This window comes from Streptococcus suis (assembly GCF_019794615.1).
GTDB classification, from domain to species: domain Bacteria; phylum Bacillota; class Bacilli; order Lactobacillales; family Streptococcaceae; genus Streptococcus; species Streptococcus suis_AI.
The window spans coordinates 24,918-43,085 of sequence record NZ_JAIMDU010000004.1; the positions used below are offsets into that span (position 1 = coordinate 24,918).

The following is an 18,168-nucleotide window of genomic DNA, read 5'->3' on the forward strand; positions in this document are numbered from 1 at the left end:
CCCCTTTTCTATTTCTCTATTTTCTACTATTTCAAGACAAACGTCATAGCCAAAGTGACGAAGAAAGTTCCCTCGATAAAGGCAACACCCAAGAAAACACCAGACATCAATTTACTTTGCATTTCTGGTTGACGTGCAGACGAACTAAGATAAGAAGCTACCAAAAGTCCCTCACCGATACTTACACCAAGACAGGCCAAACCAAGGGCCAATGCGCCTAAATTCATAACGAATTCTCCTTTTAAAATTTAATACCATGTAAGGATACTCCTAAAACACCCATTTGTCAAGAAAATATCGCTATTGGAAGCGTTTAATTCGTATTTCTAAAAAAAAAGAAAAGACTTTTCATCTTTTCTTCCTATTTAATAGTTTCATCCATATGATCAGATTCTTCAATAAATCGTTTAGCCATTTTTTCTCGATTGATTTGATCCATATCGAGTGTGATGGCATCATCGGATACAAGGTCTGTGTCTGCAAAGAATTCAATATGATTTGCTAAATTCTCCAGTTCAACTGGCGCATCTCCTCCAAACTCACCATCTAAATTAATTAACAGACGATTTTCAGGGTTAAGGTTTTCAATCGTTAAACTCTTCGTTTTTATATACTCCACCAAGTCACTATCAATATGTTTCCCACCATCTAAAACCTGACGAATCAAATGCAAAATTTCAAATAAGTTGCCTGTTTTAACCATCAATAGTGTAAAATTGCCATCATCTAATTTTGCATCTGGAACAATTTGTTCAAAACCTCCAATTGAGTTGGTAAGGGCTACAAAAATTAAGGATACAGATCCTTCAAACACCCCTTGATCATGCTTCACTCGAACTGGTGTAAATTGAACTCTTGGTAACAACTCGGCCCCTTTTACCACATATGCCAAATAGCCAAACATCGTCTTAAGCTGACTTGGAACGCTATAAGTAAGCTCAGTCAAGGTTCCAGCAGCTGCAATATTTATAAAATAATGCTCTTGTTGAGTACCATTTTTTTTATTTTTTGCTAAGCCAATATCCATTAAAATGGTCTGCCTCTTGGCAATTATCTTTGCTGCCTCGACTGGATTTCCTCTTGGAATTTTCAATGCACGCGCGTAGTCGTTTGTTGTTCCAGTAGGAATAATAGCCATTTTAGGCCTTTTTTCAAGTGGAGCAATGCCATTGACCACTTCATTAATAGTACCATCACCACCTGCAGCAATGATTAAATCAAATCCATCAAGTGCGGCTCTTTTTGCTTCATTTTTTGCAGAATCTGGCTCAGGACTAGTTTGAAAAGCAGATGTATCATATCCATAACCTTCAAAAATGTGCAATACTTCTGCTACATTTTTTTTCATAATTTCCTGACCCGAAGTCGGATTATAAATCAATCGCGCACGTTTTCTTTTTTTCATCGTTCATTCCTTTTAAAGGTTTTCTAGCCAAGCCTCATCTTTTATTTCAATCCCAAGTTCTTGTGCCTTGACCAATTTACTACCAGCATCCGTTCCTGCGACAACAAGATTTGTTTTCTTAGAAACTGAGCCAGCTACATTCGCTCCTAAGGATTCTAATTTAGCCTTAGCCTCATTGCGTTTCATTCTTTCCAATTTCCCCGTTAATACAACTGTCATACCGGATAAGGCAGCATTTTCATCTGCTACCTGTCCAAGATAAGCTAAGTTTACCCCAACTTCCTTAAGTTCATCTAAAAGTTGTTGAGCTCCTTGGCTAGCAAAATAAGTTGTAATTGACTTTGCAATGACTTGTCCTAATCCTTCTAATGAGGCAATAGTATCTTGATCAGCTTTTGCTAACGATTCTAAATCACCAAATTTTTCCAATAATATTTTACTTGCTTTGTTTCCAACATGACGAATTCCCAAACCAAACAAAAGACGCTCCGCTGAATTTGTTTTGGAACTTTGAATTGCTTGATATAATTTTTCAGCTGATTTTTCCTTAAAACCATCTACATTGAGTAAATCGGTGACCGTTAATTGATAAATATCTGCAACATCATGAACTAATTGTGACAGGAACAATTTTTCAACGATAGACGTTCCCAATCCTGCAATATTCATGGCATCACGACTAGCAAAATGTTCCAACTTACTCATCAACTGACTAGGACACAAAGGATTGATACAGCGCAGGGCAACTTCATCTTCATAATGTTGTAGGATACCAGCACAACTTGGACAGATCGTTGGGATAGGCATCGGTTCTTGAATGGTACGATACTTGTCCACCACTTTCAGCACTGCTGGAATAATGTCTCCTGCTTTATATACAATAACTGTATCACCAATACGAATATCTTTTTCAGCGATATAGTCTACGTTGTGCAAGGTCGCTCGACTGACCGTCGTCCCCGCTAATTGAACAGGACTTAGGTTTGCAGTTGGAGTTACGACACCCGTACGACCAACAGTCCAATCAACCGACAAGATTTCAGCTTCCTTTTCCTCGGCTGGGAATTTATAGGCAACAGCCCATCGTGGTGCCTTGACCGTAAAACCCAACTCTTCTTGTGCAGCTAAATCATTTACTTTAATGACTATGCCATCAATCTCATAGGGGAGATCATCTCGGCGCTCTGCCATTTTTTCAATAAACTCCCACACATCATCAATGGTATTTGCCAAATGATAATCGTGATTTGTCGTAAAACCAAGGGTATCTAGCTTATGAAGAACCTCTGATTGACTGACTACATCAGATGGACTCGCCTCTTGGTAAAGGAAGGTAGCAAGTCCACGTTGAGCAACGACAGCTGTATCTAATTGACGGAGGGTTCCTGCAGCGGCATTTCTAGGGTTAGCAAACTCAGCTTCTCCAGCCTCTTCACGTTGTTTGTTAACACGAGCAAAAGAAGCTTTGGGCATATAACATTCCCCTCGAACGGTAATATCAATCGCCTCGGGCAAGGTCAAAGGAATATCAGCTACACGTTTTAAATTCTCAGTAATATTTTCACCAATACTACCATCCCCGCGTGTAGCTCCAACAACAAGTTTTCCAGTTTCATAGGTAAGGGAGATGGAAAGGCCATCAATCTTCAGCTCACAAATATAACTTGCCTGTGGAAATTCCTTGCGTACACGCTGATCAAACGTTTCTAATTCTGCACGCGAAAATGCATCCTGCAGACTAAAAAGAGGATAAACATGGCTATATTTCTCAAAACCATCTAATACTTTCCCACCCACTCGATGGGTTGGGCTATCTGGTAAAATCAGTTCTGGATGTGCTGTCTCGAGCTCAACTAACTCACGATAGAGCTGGTCATATTCGGCATCCGATACACTTGGTCGATCCAATTGATAATATTCTTTAGCATACTGATTCAGCAAGCTAACTAATTCTGTTATTCTTGTTTCCATAAGAGTATTATAACATGATTTGAAGTTGCTAAGTATATTTTGGACTTCAAATCAATCAGATTCTTTTAGATATTTTTGGGTAAAAAAGGTATAATGAGCATATATTATTTTTGGAGGTGCCCCATGGCTGTAACATATAAACGACAAGATGATTTAGAAAAAATGCTCGAAGAATTTGCTTCATTTGAAAATCTAGAAGAAATTGAGTATCCAGATCCAAAATCAAAAATAAATTCCGGAAAAAACAACTTGAAGCAGGATGATAAATAGTATGTTTGATTTCAATCAACTTCCTACCTCCGTTCTACAAGCGGGGGCTATTTTCCTGTCTATTATCATTGAAGCCTTACCCTTTGTATTGATTGGAGCATTGATTTCTGGTTTTATCGATGTGTTTATCACCCCTGAGAAAGTACATAAACTCCTTCCCCAAAACAGGGTTCTCGCCATTCTTTTTGGCACCTTTATTGGTTTTATTTTTCCTTCCTGCGAATGTGGGATTGTTCCAATTGTCAATCGATTATTGGAGAAAAAAGTTCCCCAATATACAGCTATCCCATTCTTAGTTACTGCTCCTGTAATCAATCCCATTGTACTATTTGCAACGTATACTGCATTTGGTAATTCTATGCTTTTTGCCACGTATCGTGCCTTAGGAGCAATCCTTGTTTCAGTCGTACTGGGGATCATTCTAGGTTTCTTTGTAAAAAATCCGATACTGAAAGAAAATAAGTTAAGCCATCACCAACATGATTATTCCAATAAGACAAGCTGGCAAAAAGTCGGTTTTGCACTTATTCATGCTATTGATGAATTTTTTGATACGGGTCGCTATCTGGTCTTCGGTTGCCTTTTTGCTAGTTTGGTTCAGGTTTATATTCCAACTGCAGTACTCACGACCATTGGCCACAATCCATTATCTGCCATTCTGCTGATGATGTTACTGGCGTTTCTTCTTTCCCTTTGCTCAGAGGCAGATGCCTTCATCGCTGCATCTCTTTTATCAAGTTTTGGCTTTGCTCCGGTAATGGCCTTCTTGGTCATCGGACCAATGATTGATATAAAAAATTTACTCATGATGAAACATTACTTTACTGGTAAATTTATAGTTGAATTTATCTCGGTTATAACTCTAGTCATTCTAGGGTATAGTCTCCTACTTGGAGGTATGGCATGATTCGATTTTTAATTCTTGCAGGCTATTTTGAGATGACCATGTATCTTTATGTCTCTGGAAAATTAGACCAATATATTAACTTACACTATAGTTACTTGGCATTTCTATCTATGGTCTTGTCCTTTATATTAGCTATTGTACAATTGTATATTTGGGTCAAAGAGATAGATACATACAGCCATTTGTCAAAGAAATCAGCCAAGTTTGCCAGTGTAGCCCTCTTATTGATTCCACTTCTAGTTGCCTGGCTCTTCCCTACCGTCAGCTTGGATTCAACTACTGTCGCAGCAAAGGGCTACCATTTCCCGTTAGCTGCGGAGAATGATGCGACGACTCAAACGCAAGAAGGAACGACAGTTCAGTATCTCAAACCAGACAGTTCTATTTATTTTACAAAATCTGCCTATCAGAGTCAGATGCGTGAAATTGCCAATCACTACCTCGCTGAAGATCAGATTATTGTCACTAGTGAAAATTACATGGAGGTAATGGAGGCAATCTATGACTATCCTACGGAATTTTCAGGAAAAACTGTTGAGATGGTTGGTTTTGTCTATAATGATCCTGACAATGCCCATCAACAATTCATCTTCCGCTTCGGAATTATACATTGCATTGCAGACTCAGGGGTATATGGCCTGCTCTCTACTGGTTCTGATACCCCATTTTCAAATAACACCTGGGTTAAAGCCAAAGGCACAATCAGGGTTTCTTACCATACCTCATTGAAACAAAATCTTCCAACTTTAGAATTGCAATCTATTGTACAGATTGAACAACCGGACTCTCCATATGTTTACCGTGTTTTCTAATAATTTCGACTTAAAAGTGAATTTTCTGACAATTTATGCTATAATAGTTTTTATACTCAACAGATAGGAATGAAATTATGTCATCACATGTATTGTTTACTATTTTTGGTGCTAGTGGCGACCTTGCCAAACGCAAACTCTATCCATCATTATTCCGTCTCTACAAGGCTGGACATATCAGAGAGAACTTTGCCGTTATTGGTACAGCTCGAAGACCTTGGACCAAAGAATTTTTTGAACAAACTGTTATTGAATCACTTGGAGACTTACCAGATACTCCACGCCAAGCCCATGAATTTGCCAGCCATTTCTACTATCAAAGCCATGATGTTAATGATACAGAGCATTATGTAGCATTACGTAAATTGCAGGACGACTTGTGTGAAAAATACGATACCCAGCACAACAAGGTCTTCTTCCTCTCTATGGCACCTGAATTTTTCGGAACCATTGCCAAACACCTCAAATCTGAACAAATCGTTGACGGACAAGGTTTTGAACGCTTGATTATTGAAAAACCTTTCGGAACCAGTCTTGCCACTGCTGAGAAGCTCAATGACGAGTTGGCTGCTGCATTTAATGAAGACCAAATCTATCGTATCGACCATTACTTAGGGAAAGAAATGGTGCAAAATATCTTTGCAGTTCGGTTTGCCAATATTATTTTTGAGCATATCTGGAACCGTGATTATATCGATAATGTCCAAATTACTTTCGCTGAATCAATTGGGGTTGAAGACCGTGGTGGCTACTATGATCATTCTGGTGCACTAAAAGATATGGTACAAAATCATGCACTTCAAGTTTTGTCACTTTTAGCAATGGATAAACCAGCTAGTTTCAAAGAAGAAGATGTTCGTGCTGAGAAAATTAAGGTTTTCCAACACCTTCGCCATCAAACTGATGAAGAATTGAAACAAAACTTTATTCGTGGCCAATATGCTGCAGGTTCAATTGATGGGAAAGATTATGTCAGCTACCTAGATGAACCAAATATTGCCGATGATTCACAGACTGAAACATTTGCTAGCGGTGTCTTTTTTGTCGACACAGACCGTTTCCGCGATGTACCATTCTTCTTCCGTACAGGTAAACGACTAACCGAGAAAGGGACTCGTGTCACAATTACCTTTAAACATGCTGAAGATATTTTTGGTCAGCCTTCTGAAGCAAATGTATTGACGATCTATATTCAGCCTACTGAAGGCTTTATGTTGTCCATAAATGGAAAAGAAGTTGGTTCGCACTTTGCCCTTACTCCTGCCAAACTCAACTTCCGTCACAATGCTACTGCTCTTGGCAATTCACCTGAAGCCTATGAAAAACTCTTTTTCGATGTCTTAAATGGCGATTCCACTAATTTTAGCCATTGGGAAGAAGTAAAAGCAAGTTGGAGTTTGATTGACCGGGTCATCGATATTTGGTCAAGTAATCAAGTTCCATTGCATACCTATCCTGCTGGTACAATGGGGCCACAGGCCGCCTTTGATTTACTAGATCACTACGGATGCAAGTGGGTCTGGACACCTGATGTGTGGTATCATGAGCGTGGACTCCTATAATAAATCATGTACAAAACTGGAGTAATCCAGTTTTTTTCGGAGAAATATTCTAATGACTGAAATAAACACAATTCTGAGCCAACTCGAGGAAGCCAGCCATGCTGGAACTCTCAAACGCTATGATAAAATTGGTGAGACAAAGCCATATTATGGTGTACCAATGGGAGCCCTCTCAAAAATCGCAAAGACTTACATAAATCAATCCGATCTCTTTGTACCGCTTTGGCAAACCGGCATTCTTGAAGCTCAATATCTAGCCATTCAAATTGTCAAAAACAAGCCAGACCAACTTGTAGCTTCTGACCTAAAAAGTAGTATTAGTGAACAAGTCTCCCACAATGTTCTTGATAAATTTGCCTCCCTTATTCTTAGCAAACGCAAGGATAGCAAAGACTGGGAAGAATACTTACTCACCCAAGACCAAGCTATTTTTCAACGACTTGGCTGGTTCCTTCGGGCCAAATATTTTGCTGGAAAAACCGCTACAGACCAAGAAATTGAACAAACACTTACTTATATCAATGAACATTTACAAACTGCGGATCCACTGATCCAGTGGACCATGAACCAGTGCTTGGTAGAAATCGCAGTTACATATCCTGACTATCTGGAAAAAGGGCGGGCAATCGGACAGAAATTAGGAGTATATTCTGAAATGAAAGTTGCCAAAGGTTGTACTTCAGCCTATGCACCTGACTGGATAGAAGCTTTATTGCGGAAAAAATGAAAACACAAAAGTAGCTAACTGTCTCAGTTAACTACTTTTTTCGGCTCTATATCAATCCTTCCAAGAGCCCACGCATGAACTCTTCAGATTTGAACTCACCGATATCATCGATTTTCTCACCGAAACCAATCAGTTTAACAGGAATATCCAGTTCCTGACGGATGGCAAGGACTACACCACCCTTGGCTGTACCGTCCAGTTTGGTCAAGACCAAGCCTGTCAATGGGGTAATTTTTGCAAATTCCTTAGCTTGACTGAGAGCGTTTTGACCTGTGGAAGCATCCAAGGCTAAGAGGGTTTCATGTGGTGCATCAGGAAGAGTCCGTTTGATGATGCGACCAATTTTTTCCAGCTCTGCCATGAGGTTATCTTTATTCTGCAGGCGACCAGCTGTATCAATCATGAGAATATCTACGCCTTCTGCCACGGCATGTTGGACACCGTCAAAGACCACACTAGCTGGATCTGATTTTTCAGGTCCTGTGACTACAGGCACATCGACACGGCGCCCCCACTCGACCAGCTGGGCTACCGCACCTGCACGGAAGGTATCCGCTGCGACCAACATGACCTTCTTGCCAGCCTGCTTGTATTTGTAAGCCAACTTACCGATAGACGTCGTCTTCCCAACACCATTGACACCAACAAAGAGCATGACTGTCAAATCGTCTTGGAAATTGATCTGCTCACTAAACTGACCATCCTTTTCATAAATATCCACCAATTTTTCAATGATGACACGACGGAGTTCCTCTGTCTTTTTAGCATTTTGCAATTTAGCCTCATAGCGGAGCTCCTCAGTCAGAGTCGAAGCTACTTGCACACCAACGTCTGACAAAATCAACAATTCTTCTAACTCCTCGAAAAATTCCTCATCTACTGAACGGAAATTGGCAAAGAATTCATTGAGTCTTGCACCAAATCCAGTTCTTGTTTTCTTCAAAGTCCGCTGGTACTTGTCTTGCTCACTCTCCTGTACTTCTTGTACAATTTCTTGAACAGGTTCTTCTTTTGGTTTTGTCTGAATAGCAGGATCAAAACCTTTTTCTTGCGCCTCTTTCACGCGGGCAGCAGCTGCTTCTTTGGCCGCATAATACTGGGCCATCATATCAAGTGTCCGTTGTTTTTGCGCTTCTTGTTCAGCAGTCAAGGTTACAGCTTCTCCGCCTTCAGATGAACTGTCATCAGAATCGGTTGCAACCACAGCCACTTGTTCATTTTCAGCAGTCTGGTGCGTTCCAACTTCTTCACCAACTTCAACTTGTTTTTCTTCCTGCGATTCTTGTCCAAATAATCGATCAAATAATCCCATACTTAGTCCTCATTTAATACATACTGTTGAATAGCCCAGGCAATGCCATCTTCATCGTTTGTTTTTGGTAAAACAAGGTTTGCAGCAGACTTAATTTCGTCTGTTGCATTAGCCATTGCAACACCTAAACCAGCCCATTCGATCATCGAAAGATCGTTACCTTCATCACCACAGGCCATCACTTCTGATTGATCAATTCCCAAATGCCCAATCAATTTTGCCAATCCATTTGCCTTATGGACTCCTTTTGGACTCCATTCTAACAGCATGTCACGCGACTTGAAAATTTCAAAACGATCGTACAATTCTCTAGGAATTTTTGGAATTTGTCCATCCAGAAAATCAGCTGCTACAGCTGTCACCGCCTTATTATAGACAAAATCTTCTGGCATCTCCTCATCTGTCACATCAATTTTATTCAACAAAGGATTGGCTGTTAGATACAGAGATTCATTGACTGCGGGTAATGAGTAAACATCTCCACCATACAAGACATCCAGAGGTAGGTCCAATTGATTGGTTACTTGTCGAATTGCACGAACATCATCAATGCTGAAGCCAGTTTTATCTAAAATGCGCCCTGTATTTTCTTGTACCAATCCACCATTAAAGGTAATGGAATATTGATTTTCACCTAAGAGGTCTAATTCTTCCAAAAAAGCACCGATAGCTTGTAAAGGCCGTCCTGTTGTTAAGACAACATAAGCACCTTGTTGCCGAGCTGCTAACAAGGCCTGCTTATTGGCTTCTGAAATTCGTTTATCCGACGTCAGAAGGGTTCCATCCAAATCTAGTGCAATCAATTTAATTGCCATATACTTCCTCCTCTAAATAAGCCAGTACAGCTCCATCATTGCAATGACCAATAATCTGATCAGCTAGAGCCTTCACTTCTTCTCTTGCATTTTCTGTTGCAATGGCAAGACCTGCAAAGTCCAACATATCCAAATCATTTTGATTATCCCCAAAGGCAACTACATCTCGTCCTGTAATTCCAAAATGACTGCACAAATGACTCAAACCAACTGATTTATTTGAACCATTAGGAATAATATCAATATTATCAAACCCTGTTGTCATGGCTGTCACACCTTCAAAGGTCTGATTGAGCCACAATCTTGCTTGGTCCATCTCATCTGGGGCGAATTTGGCATTAATCTTTATTATTTTTTCCTGGACATCTTCAAACGAGTCCACCAATTGAAAATGAGCATAATAATTTGTCATTGCTCCTAAAAACTGAGGCTCAGCATTTTTTAACAAGTAAAAGTTTTCGAGTCCAGACAATACCATGGAACGACTACTACCATAAGGACCGGCATCAATTCCAGCAATAATAGGCAAGTAAACTTCTGGACGAATCGGTTCATCCAGAAAAATCATCTGACCTTGATACTCAACAATAGAACCATTTTCAGCAACAAACCCGATTTCATCTACATAATCTTCGAAGATTAGCTTAAGACTCTGGAGGGAACGTCCACTTGCCGCAACAAACAAGTAACCCATTTCCTTAAACTGATCCAGAACCCTTCGGAAACTTTTTTTATCAAAGCTATGATCCTCACGTAAAAACGTACCATCCATATCACTGGCATAAATCTTTTTTATCATAATTTCTCCACATCCTTCAATTTGACAGATACAATCTTTGATACGCCAGATTCCTGCATGGTTACCCCATAAATGGCATCCGCTGCTGCCATTGTGCCCTTTCGGTGTGTCACGACAATAAACTGACTCTCCTTATCAAAGCGATTGAGATAGTCTCCGAAGCGTTTGACATTGGCCTCATCCAAGGCAGCCTCTACCTCGTCAAGTATCACAAATGGGATGGTCTTCACTCGGATAATGGAAAATAGCAGAGCGAGGGCCGAAAGAGCCTTTTCGCCACCGGACATGAGGTTGAGCGATTGGATTTTCTTACCCGGAGGCTGAACAGATATTTCAACACCTGCAGTCAAAATATCATTCTCTGTCAAAATTAAATCAGCTGAACCACCGCCAAACATTTGTTTGAAAGTTTGCTTGAAACTTTCACGAATAGCTTCAAATGTGACTTTAAAACGTTCTTTCACCTCATCATCCATCTCATGAATGGTATCCAGAAGAAGATCACGCGCTGACAAAATATCCATCCGTTGCTCATTGAGGAAGGTTAGACGATTATTGACTTCGTCAAATTGCGCAATCGCATCCAAATTGACTGGGCCCAAAGATCGAATGACTCTTTCCAAGTTCTTAAGATTTTGTTCGGCACTAGCGAGGTTTTCAACTGCCTTGGCCTGAGACTGGGCGGCTTCAAAACTTAATTTAAAATGCTCGGTCAAATTACCAAGTAAAGTCCGTAATGTATCGCCCGCTTGCTCACAATCCGCCTCTAACTTAGCCTGCTTACGAATCAAATCATCATTCTTTGTCCGAGCTTGTTGCAATCTTTCTTCCAAGTCTTCAAACTGCCCATCAATATCTTCCAATTCAAACTTTAAGCGAATTAGTATCTGATTGGTCTGGTTTTGCTTATCAGATGCCGCCTGCAACTGCTCTTCCAGTATCTCTATAGTCGTATCTTCTAAAGCCACTACTTTCTGATTGATCAAATCTTCAAGGATAGCAATATCCTTTTCGGTAGTTGCTTTTTCTTCTTGCAAACGTCTCAGATCTGTCTGTTCAAAACGAAGTTGACTGGTCGCTTCAGCCTGTACCAAAGTTAGTTGCCCCTTCTGAGTCTGTAGTTTCTGCAAGCTTTCTTGAATACTATCGCGATTATCACGAACTTGATTGATTTGTTGATCCAAGGCTTGTTTTTTCTCATTCAAGGCTTGGACGTTCGCTTCTTCCTTAGTAGCTTCTTCTTCTAGCTCAGTCAAAATGGTCGGACTAACCTGACTCATTTGCAGGTCATATTGGGCTGATAGCTGAGCCAGTCTATTTTCTGCCTGTTCCTGATGAATCCTTGCGCTCTGCTGGTTCAATCTAGCTTCTTCACCCTCAGCCTTAATCGTTTCCAAGACTTCTCTGGTCTGGTCTAAGCTAGTTTTCTTAGCTGCAACCAAGCTTTCTTGCTCCTGCAACTGGCTAGACAGCTCTGCTATTTCTCCTAAAAGAGCATCCAGTTCGGGTTTGATAAAGGTCGTGCTGTTATTTCGATTGCTACCACCAGCAAAGGCTCCACCAGGACGGATTTCCGCTCCATCCATGGTCACCATACGTACTTGAAACTTGGTTGCTCGCGCTGCCTGATTGGCATGGTCAATGGTATCAAAAATCGCGATAGTGCCTAGCAAATTTTGGAAAATCGCATCTAAATTTGGCTGATAAGTCACCAAATCACTCGCTAAACCCAAAAATCCATCGGAAGATTCTAGTAAAGAGATTTGCTGTCCAGAAAGCTGTCGTGGCTTGATCGTTGTCAGAGGTAAGAAGGTTGCCCGTCCTTGCCGTTTTTCTTTCAAAAATGTGATAGCACGTTTAGCAGTCGTTTCATCTTCAACAATGACGTTTTGACTAGCACCACCAAGAGCAATTTCCAAAGCCGTTTGGTAACGAGTATCAAAGGTCAATTGTTCACTGACTGCTCCAATAATTCCTCCTAAGCTAGGTGCCTCCTGTAAGACAGCCTTAACCCCCGCGTAAAAATTGGAATGATTTTTCAAAATAGCTTCCAAACTAGACTGGCGAGCCTGTTTGCCTTTCAACAGATCCAACAAATCAAACAAACGACCTTGTTCAAACTGATAAGTAGTCTGAACTTGATCTAATTCTGTTTTTTTGGTCTGATAGCGCTCAAGTAACTGGCGTAAAACGTGATCAGCTTCTTCTAAACTTTTCCGACTCTTATCAAGTTCTTCTTGAGCTGTTTGTTTTTCCGTCTGCAAGCGTGCCAAGTCTTCAGATTTACTCTCAGAAAGACTGATTTGATTGGCAATATCCTGCTGAATCTTGGTCAGACGGTTTGAAGCTTCTGCCTCTTCCTGCATCAGAGCAACATACTGTTCCCGCAGATGATCTAAAACCTGATCAGGATCTTCTGAAAAGTAGGAAATTTCTTTGTCTACCGCAGCAATATCTTCTTTCAAGCTAGACAAGGAACTATCTAATTGCGCAAGTGTTTCTTGCTTTTGCTCAATCTGTTCTGCCAACTGCTCTCGTCTAGTCAACAAGTTTTCCAAACGCGCCTGCGCTTCTTGACGACTTGATTCGTTTTGACTAGATTCCAGTTTATGGACCTCAATTTTTCGCTCCAAATCACTGATTAACTTGGTCAAATCCAACAAAACTGCCTGTTCACGCTCCAATTGTTCTGACAGGCGGTGGCGCTTCTCTTTCAAGTTCTGATTTTCTTGCTCCAGCTCAGAACGCTGTTTGTAGTAGCTAGTCAATTCAGTTTTGACAGATTCTAGTTCGGCTTCTTTTTCCGATAACTTTTCCTTACCAAGCGACAACTGAGCCACCAACACGTCTAAGTATAATTCCTTGCGCTGTCCATCTAATTCTAAAAACTTCTTAGCAGTTTGTGCCTGTTTCTCCAATGGCTTGACCTGATTATCCAATTCGTAGATAATATCGTCCAAGCGATCCAAATTTCCTTGGGCTTGAGCCAGCTTACTTTCTGTTTCCTTTTTACGAGTTTTATATTTTAAAACACCTGCAGCCTCTTCAAAAATTGCACGGCGTTCCTCAGGTTTGGAATTGAAAATTGCTTCAACCCGCCCTTGTGAAATGATAGAAAATGAATCTCTTCCTAAGCCCGTATCCATGAAAAGATCATGAATATCTCGCAGACGAACCTTTTGCCCATCAATCAAGTACTCACTATCACCAGAACGATAAATATGACGCTCGACTTTAATTTCCTTGTTTTTATTTGCAATAAAGCCTGAGCTATTATCTAGGGTTACCACGACAGAAGCAAAATTGAGTGGCTTACGATTTTCCGTTCCTGCAAAGATAACATCAGGCATCTTGCCTCCACGTAGGCTTTTAGCAGACGACTCGCCCAAGGCCCAACGCAGACTTTCAGTGATATTGGACTTTCCAGAACCATTTGGTCCTACAACAGCCGTCACTCCACGGTCAAAGACGACTTTGGTCTTATCCGCAAAGGACTTAAAGCCCTGCATTTCAATCGATTTAAGATACATACTTATCCTCTAGCCTCCACAGCATTTTTTGCGGCGGCTTGTTCAGCTAATTTCTTAGAGCGACCACGACCATGGCCAATCACACGCTGATCCGCAGACACTTCCACTTCAAAAGTCTTATCGTGTGCTGGACCAGTTTCCGCTACAACCTGGTAAGAAATGACAATTTCCCCATTAACCTGTAAGATTTCCTGTAAGGCTGTTTTATAGTCCGTCACCCTTTCAAAGTTCCCCTCTTCCAGACGAGGAATCATGACTTGATGGATGAACTCCTCTACGGTCTTTTCTCCCTTGTCCAATAGCAGAGCTCCTAAAAAAGCCTCGAAAGCATCCCCTAAAATGGTATCACGATTCCGTCCTCCGGACTTTTCTTCTCCTTTCCCAAGGCGAAGAAACCGATCAAAGCCACAGGCTCGAGAAAAACCAGCCAATGACTCCTCACGAACAAAGGTAGAACGCAATTTAGACATTTCTCCTTCAGGCTTATTGGGATACTTCTGGTAGAGGTATTTGGAAATCATCAACTGGAGTACAGCGTCTCCTAAAAATTCCAAGCGCTCATTATGTGAAATTTTTAGAAGGCGATGCTCGTTAGCGTAGGAAGTATGGGTAAAAGCCGTTTCTAATAAATTCAAATCTGAAAAATTAATCCCAAAATCAGTCGATAATTTTGCATGTAAATCTTTCATCTATTTGCTCCTTTCTATACAAACTCAAAGCAATTAATAAACAGGAGATTTTTTCACACTCCGTCCCAATATTATACCATATTTTCGACCACTCTTCCCATCTCAGCCTCAATTCCTACTAAGCTATAGACCAGCTATAGATATTTGAATTAGCTTAGATACAACGTCACGCTTCATACGTACGGCGTGTTTTACTCAGACTTTTTCTTGACAAGATTAGCACAGTTTGTTATAGTATTGTTCGGGCACCTCTTTTAAGAGGTCGGAGAAAAAGCTCCCTAGTTTTAGGGAGCTATTTTTTGTTTTTCCCAGAGATTAATACACATTTGGAGGACTTATTGGATGAAGAAAATCGCATTTGATTCAAATAAATATTTGAATTTACAACGTGATCATATTTTAGAGCGCATTGCTCAGTTTGAAGGCAAATTGTATATGGAATTTGGTGGGAAAATGTTGGAAGATTTCCATGCAGCCCGCGTACTTCCTGGCTATGAACCTGATAATAAAATCAAACTTCTCCAAGAGTTAAAAGATCAAGTAGAAATCGTCATTGCCATCAATGCTAGCAATATCGAACACTCTAAGGCACGTGGCGACTTGGGTATTTCTTATGACCAAGAAGTCTTCCGCTTGATTGATACATTTAATGATATTGATATTTATGTTGGTTCTGTCGTCATTACCCAATACCGTAACCAACCAGCTGCGGATGCCTTCCGTAAGCAGTTGGAAAAACATGGTATCAAGTCCTATCTCCATTACCCAATCAAGGGCTATCCTTCTGATATTGACCACATCATCTCACCAGAAGGTATGGGCAAAAATGACTACATCGAAACTAGTCGCAATCTCGTCGTTGTCACCGCACCTGGACCTGGTTCAGGTAAATTGGCGACTTGTATCTCCCAACTTTACCACGACCAACTGCATGGCGTAACATCTGGCTATGCTAAGTTTGAAACCTTCCCAGTATGGAACTTACCACTTCACCATCCGGTAAACTTAGCCTATGAAGCAGCAACTGCCGACCTGGACGACCTCAACATGATTGACCCCTTCCACCTGCAAACCTACGGCAAAACTGCAGTCAACTACAACCGTGACATCGAGGTCTTCCCTGTCCTCAACCGTACCTTTGAGCGTATTTTGAGTAAATCACCATACGCATCTCCGACAGATATGGGTGTCAACATGGTAGGATATTCCATCATCAATGAAGAAGCTGCAATCGAAGCATCCAAGCAAGAAATCATCCGCCGCTACTACCAGACCTTGGTGGATTTCAAGGCAGAGCGGGTTAGCGAGCAGGCTGTGAAGAAAATCGAACTCCTCATGAATGAAGTCGGTGTGACACCAGCGGATCGTAAAGTTGTTATCGCTGCGCGCGAAAAAGCAGAGCTGACAACTAGCCCAGCCCTTGCTATTCAGTTGCCAACTGGAGAGATTGTAACAGGTAAAACATCCGACCTCCTTAAACCAACTGCATCTGTCCTCTTAAACGCCATCAAACAAATTGCGGCAATCGAAGATGAAACCCTCTTAATCGAACCAACCTACATCCGCCCAATCCAGCAATTGAAAACAGATTACCTCGATAAAACCAATACAAGACTGGATGCCAGCGAAATACTCAACGCATTGGCGATTACCGCACAAGATAGCCCAATTGCAGCGAGTGCCATGAAAGAACTAGGGCAATTAAATGGTAGCGAAGCTCACTCAACCGTTATCCTTTCAGATGAAGACAAAAGTGTCCTTCGTAAGCTTGGAATCAATTTAACATTTGATCCAATTTACCAACACAATAAATTTTATCAAGCAAAATAATCGAGAAAAGGAAGTATCCAATAATTGGAAACTTCCTTTTCTTATTGTATATCAAACACAACAGATTTTACCTTGGTCATGGCTTCAATACTATATTTAATCCCTTGAACTCCAGCACCAGAGCCTTTGATCCCTAGGAATGGGAAGTTATCAGGCCCACGTTGCGTTTTAGCATTAATATGCACAGTACCCACCTCCAATTTTGAAGCAAATTCAAAGGCTAATGGGTAGTTTTTCGTAAATATAGATGACTGCAAACCATATTCTGATTGATTACATAACTCAAGTGCTTCTTCAATAGACGATACGCGAATAATTGGAAGCACAGGACCGAACGGCTCTTCCCAAGCAATGTCCATCTCAGGAGTGACCCGGTCTAACAAGGTTGGCCAAATTAGATTTTTTTCACGTTTGTACGGAGTTAACTCCACTGCCCCTTTTGCTTGTGCATCCTGTACCAAACCTTCGATAAAGACAGCAGACTGTTCATCAATGACAGGCGTAATATCCTTATTTTCAAATGGATCCCCTACCGTCAATTTTTCAACTTCAGCCTGAAGCTTCTCAGCCAATTTGTCTGCAACTTCATTTACAACTAATACTCGCTTAATAGCAGTACAACGTTGACCAGAATAACTAAATGCCCCACTGACGATTTCCTTCGCTGCATGATCCAAATCCGCATCGCTTAAAACAACAGCTGCATCCTTACCACCCAACTCAAGCATAATTGGACGAATACCAGCTAATTTCCCAACTTTTTGACCAATCGGTGTCGAACCTGTGAAATTGATAAAATTCACTTCAGGATGTTCAATAATATAGTCACCAATTTCTGATCCACGACCAGTTATTGTATTGAAAACACCAGCTGGAATTCCTGAATCAGCAAAAGCTTTAGCCAAAAGCAAGCCCGAAATCGATCCTTGTGTTGGTGGTTTAAACATCACTACGTTCCCACCGATAAGCGCTGGAGCAATTTTAGAGGCTGACAAGTTGACAGGGTAATTATATGGTGCAATAGCTAAAACAACACCAACAGGCTCACGACGAATCAAGGATATTTTTGATTTTGCAGCAGGTTCATACGTTCCCCCTTCTAAAGAGGCCCCATAAACACGTAGTCCCTCTTCAGCAGCATAGCGGATCAAATGAGCTGACCTATCTACTTCTCCAATCGATGCTTTTATCCCTTTCGCAACTTCTTTTGCTAATATCTCACCAATGCTTTCTTTGCGTTCTTCTAAAATATCCGCAGCTCGGTGCAAATATTGGGCACGTTCGTATGCAGATAAAGCACGCCAAGCTGGCAAAGCCTTTCTTGCTGCTTCCATAGCTTTGTCGACTTCTTCCTGAGACATGGCAGGAACATTCCCCAATTCTTCTTGATTAATGGGCGAATAAATGGTTATTTTCTTTTCGGAATCAACCCATTTCCCATCAATATAATTCTGATACTGCTTCATTCCTTCCCTCCTTTTGGATAATGTGAACATTTTAACATAGTCAGAAATTATTTACAAGAATTTTTTGAAAATT

15 protein-coding genes are annotated in these 18,168 nt (G+C 40.9%); 6 read left to right on the forward strand and 9 right to left on the reverse strand.

Annotated features, from left to right (window positions below; genetic code table 11):
- Positions 1–26: 26 nt before the first annotated feature.
- From K6V43_RS02005 to ligA, 3 genes are all read right to left on the reverse strand, one after another.
- Positions 27–227: a F0F1 ATP synthase subunit C gene (locus K6V43_RS02005; protein ID WP_024392331.1), complete on the reverse strand. Its 201-nt coding sequence runs from the start codon at positions 225–227 to the stop codon at positions 27–29.
- Positions 228–361: 134 nt separating this feature from the next.
- Positions 362–1,405, reverse strand: coding sequence for a diacylglycerol kinase family lipid kinase (locus tag K6V43_RS02010; RefSeq protein ID WP_222381318.1), 1,044 nt, complete (start codon positions 1,403–1,405; stop codon positions 362–364).
- 12 nt (positions 1,406–1,417) lie between these two features.
- Complete coding sequence (ligA, locus tag K6V43_RS02015) at positions 1,418–3,376, reverse strand: NAD-dependent DNA ligase LigA (RefSeq protein ID WP_222381319.1); 1,959 nt, start codon at positions 3,374–3,376, stop codon at positions 1,418–1,420.
- Between the two features lie 123 nt (positions 3,377–3,499).
- Between ligA and K6V43_RS02020 the strand changes: the two genes are divergently transcribed.
- From K6V43_RS02020 to K6V43_RS02040, 5 genes are all read left to right on the forward strand, one after another.
- On the forward strand, positions 3,500–3,646 hold the full coding sequence (locus tag K6V43_RS02020) for an SPJ_0845 family protein (RefSeq protein WP_172035713.1): 147 nt from the start codon (positions 3,500–3,502) through the stop codon (positions 3,644–3,646).
- A gap of 1 nt (position 3,647) precedes the next feature.
- Positions 3,648–4,553, forward strand: a complete 906-nt coding sequence (locus K6V43_RS02025; RefSeq protein ID WP_222381321.1) for a permease — start codon at positions 3,648–3,650, stop codon at positions 4,551–4,553.
- Positions 4,550–5,365 (forward strand): TIGR03943 family putative permease subunit, encoded by an 816-nt coding sequence (locus K6V43_RS02030; protein ID WP_222381322.1) that lies wholly within the window; start codon positions 4,550–4,552, stop codon positions 5,363–5,365. Before K6V43_RS02025 ends, K6V43_RS02030 begins: the two co-directional genes overlap by 4 nt.
- Before the next feature lie 77 nt (positions 5,366–5,442).
- Positions 5,443–6,927 (forward strand): glucose-6-phosphate dehydrogenase, encoded by a 1,485-nt coding sequence (gene zwf, locus K6V43_RS02035; protein WP_222381324.1) that lies wholly within the window; start codon positions 5,443–5,445, stop codon positions 6,925–6,927.
- Positions 6,928–6,979: 52 nt separating this feature from the next.
- Positions 6,980–7,654: a DNA alkylation repair protein gene (locus K6V43_RS02040; RefSeq protein WP_222381326.1), complete on the forward strand. Its 675-nt coding sequence runs from the start codon at positions 6,980–6,982 to the stop codon at positions 7,652–7,654.
- A 46-nt stretch (positions 7,655–7,700) separates the two neighbouring features.
- Here the strand turns inward: K6V43_RS02040 and ftsY are convergent, their stop codons facing one another.
- From ftsY to rnc, 5 genes are read right to left on the reverse strand one after another with little or no spacing between them, the layout of a single operon-like run.
- A complete protein-coding gene (ftsY, locus tag K6V43_RS02045; protein ID WP_222381328.1) occupies positions 7,701–8,966 on the reverse strand; it encodes a signal recognition particle-docking protein FtsY in 1,266 nt (421 codons plus the stop codon).
- Positions 8,967–8,968: 2 nt separating this feature from the next.
- Positions 8,969–9,781 (reverse strand): Cof-type HAD-IIB family hydrolase, encoded by an 813-nt coding sequence (locus tag K6V43_RS02050; RefSeq protein ID WP_024397323.1) that lies wholly within the window; start codon positions 9,779–9,781, stop codon positions 8,969–8,971.
- Complete coding sequence (locus K6V43_RS02055; RefSeq protein ID WP_222381329.1) at positions 9,771–10,580, reverse strand: Cof-type HAD-IIB family hydrolase; 810 nt, start codon at positions 10,578–10,580, stop codon at positions 9,771–9,773. Before K6V43_RS02055 ends, K6V43_RS02050 begins: the two co-directional genes overlap by 11 nt.
- Entirely contained in the window at positions 10,577–14,110 is a 3,534-nt protein-coding gene (smc, locus tag K6V43_RS02060; RefSeq protein WP_222381331.1) for a chromosome segregation protein SMC, read from the reverse strand. Before smc ends, K6V43_RS02055 begins: the two co-directional genes overlap by 4 nt.
- Before the next feature lie 2 nt (positions 14,111–14,112).
- Complete coding sequence (gene rnc, locus K6V43_RS02065) at positions 14,113–14,799, reverse strand: ribonuclease III (protein WP_222381333.1); 687 nt, start codon at positions 14,797–14,799, stop codon at positions 14,113–14,115.
- A 342-nt stretch (positions 14,800–15,141) separates the two neighbouring features.
- On the opposite strand from rnc, the gene K6V43_RS02070 reads away from it, so the two are divergent.
- Positions 15,142–16,629, forward strand: coding sequence for a DUF1846 domain-containing protein (locus K6V43_RS02070; RefSeq protein ID WP_172041045.1), 1,488 nt, complete (start codon positions 15,142–15,144; stop codon positions 16,627–16,629).
- Positions 16,630–16,670: 41 nt separating this feature from the next.
- On the opposite strand, the gene K6V43_RS02075 is transcribed toward K6V43_RS02070, so the two are convergent.
- Entirely contained in the window at positions 16,671–18,095 is a 1,425-nt protein-coding gene (locus K6V43_RS02075; protein ID WP_222381335.1) for an NADP-dependent glyceraldehyde-3-phosphate dehydrogenase, read from the reverse strand.
- Positions 18,096–18,168 lie beyond the last annotated feature (73 nt).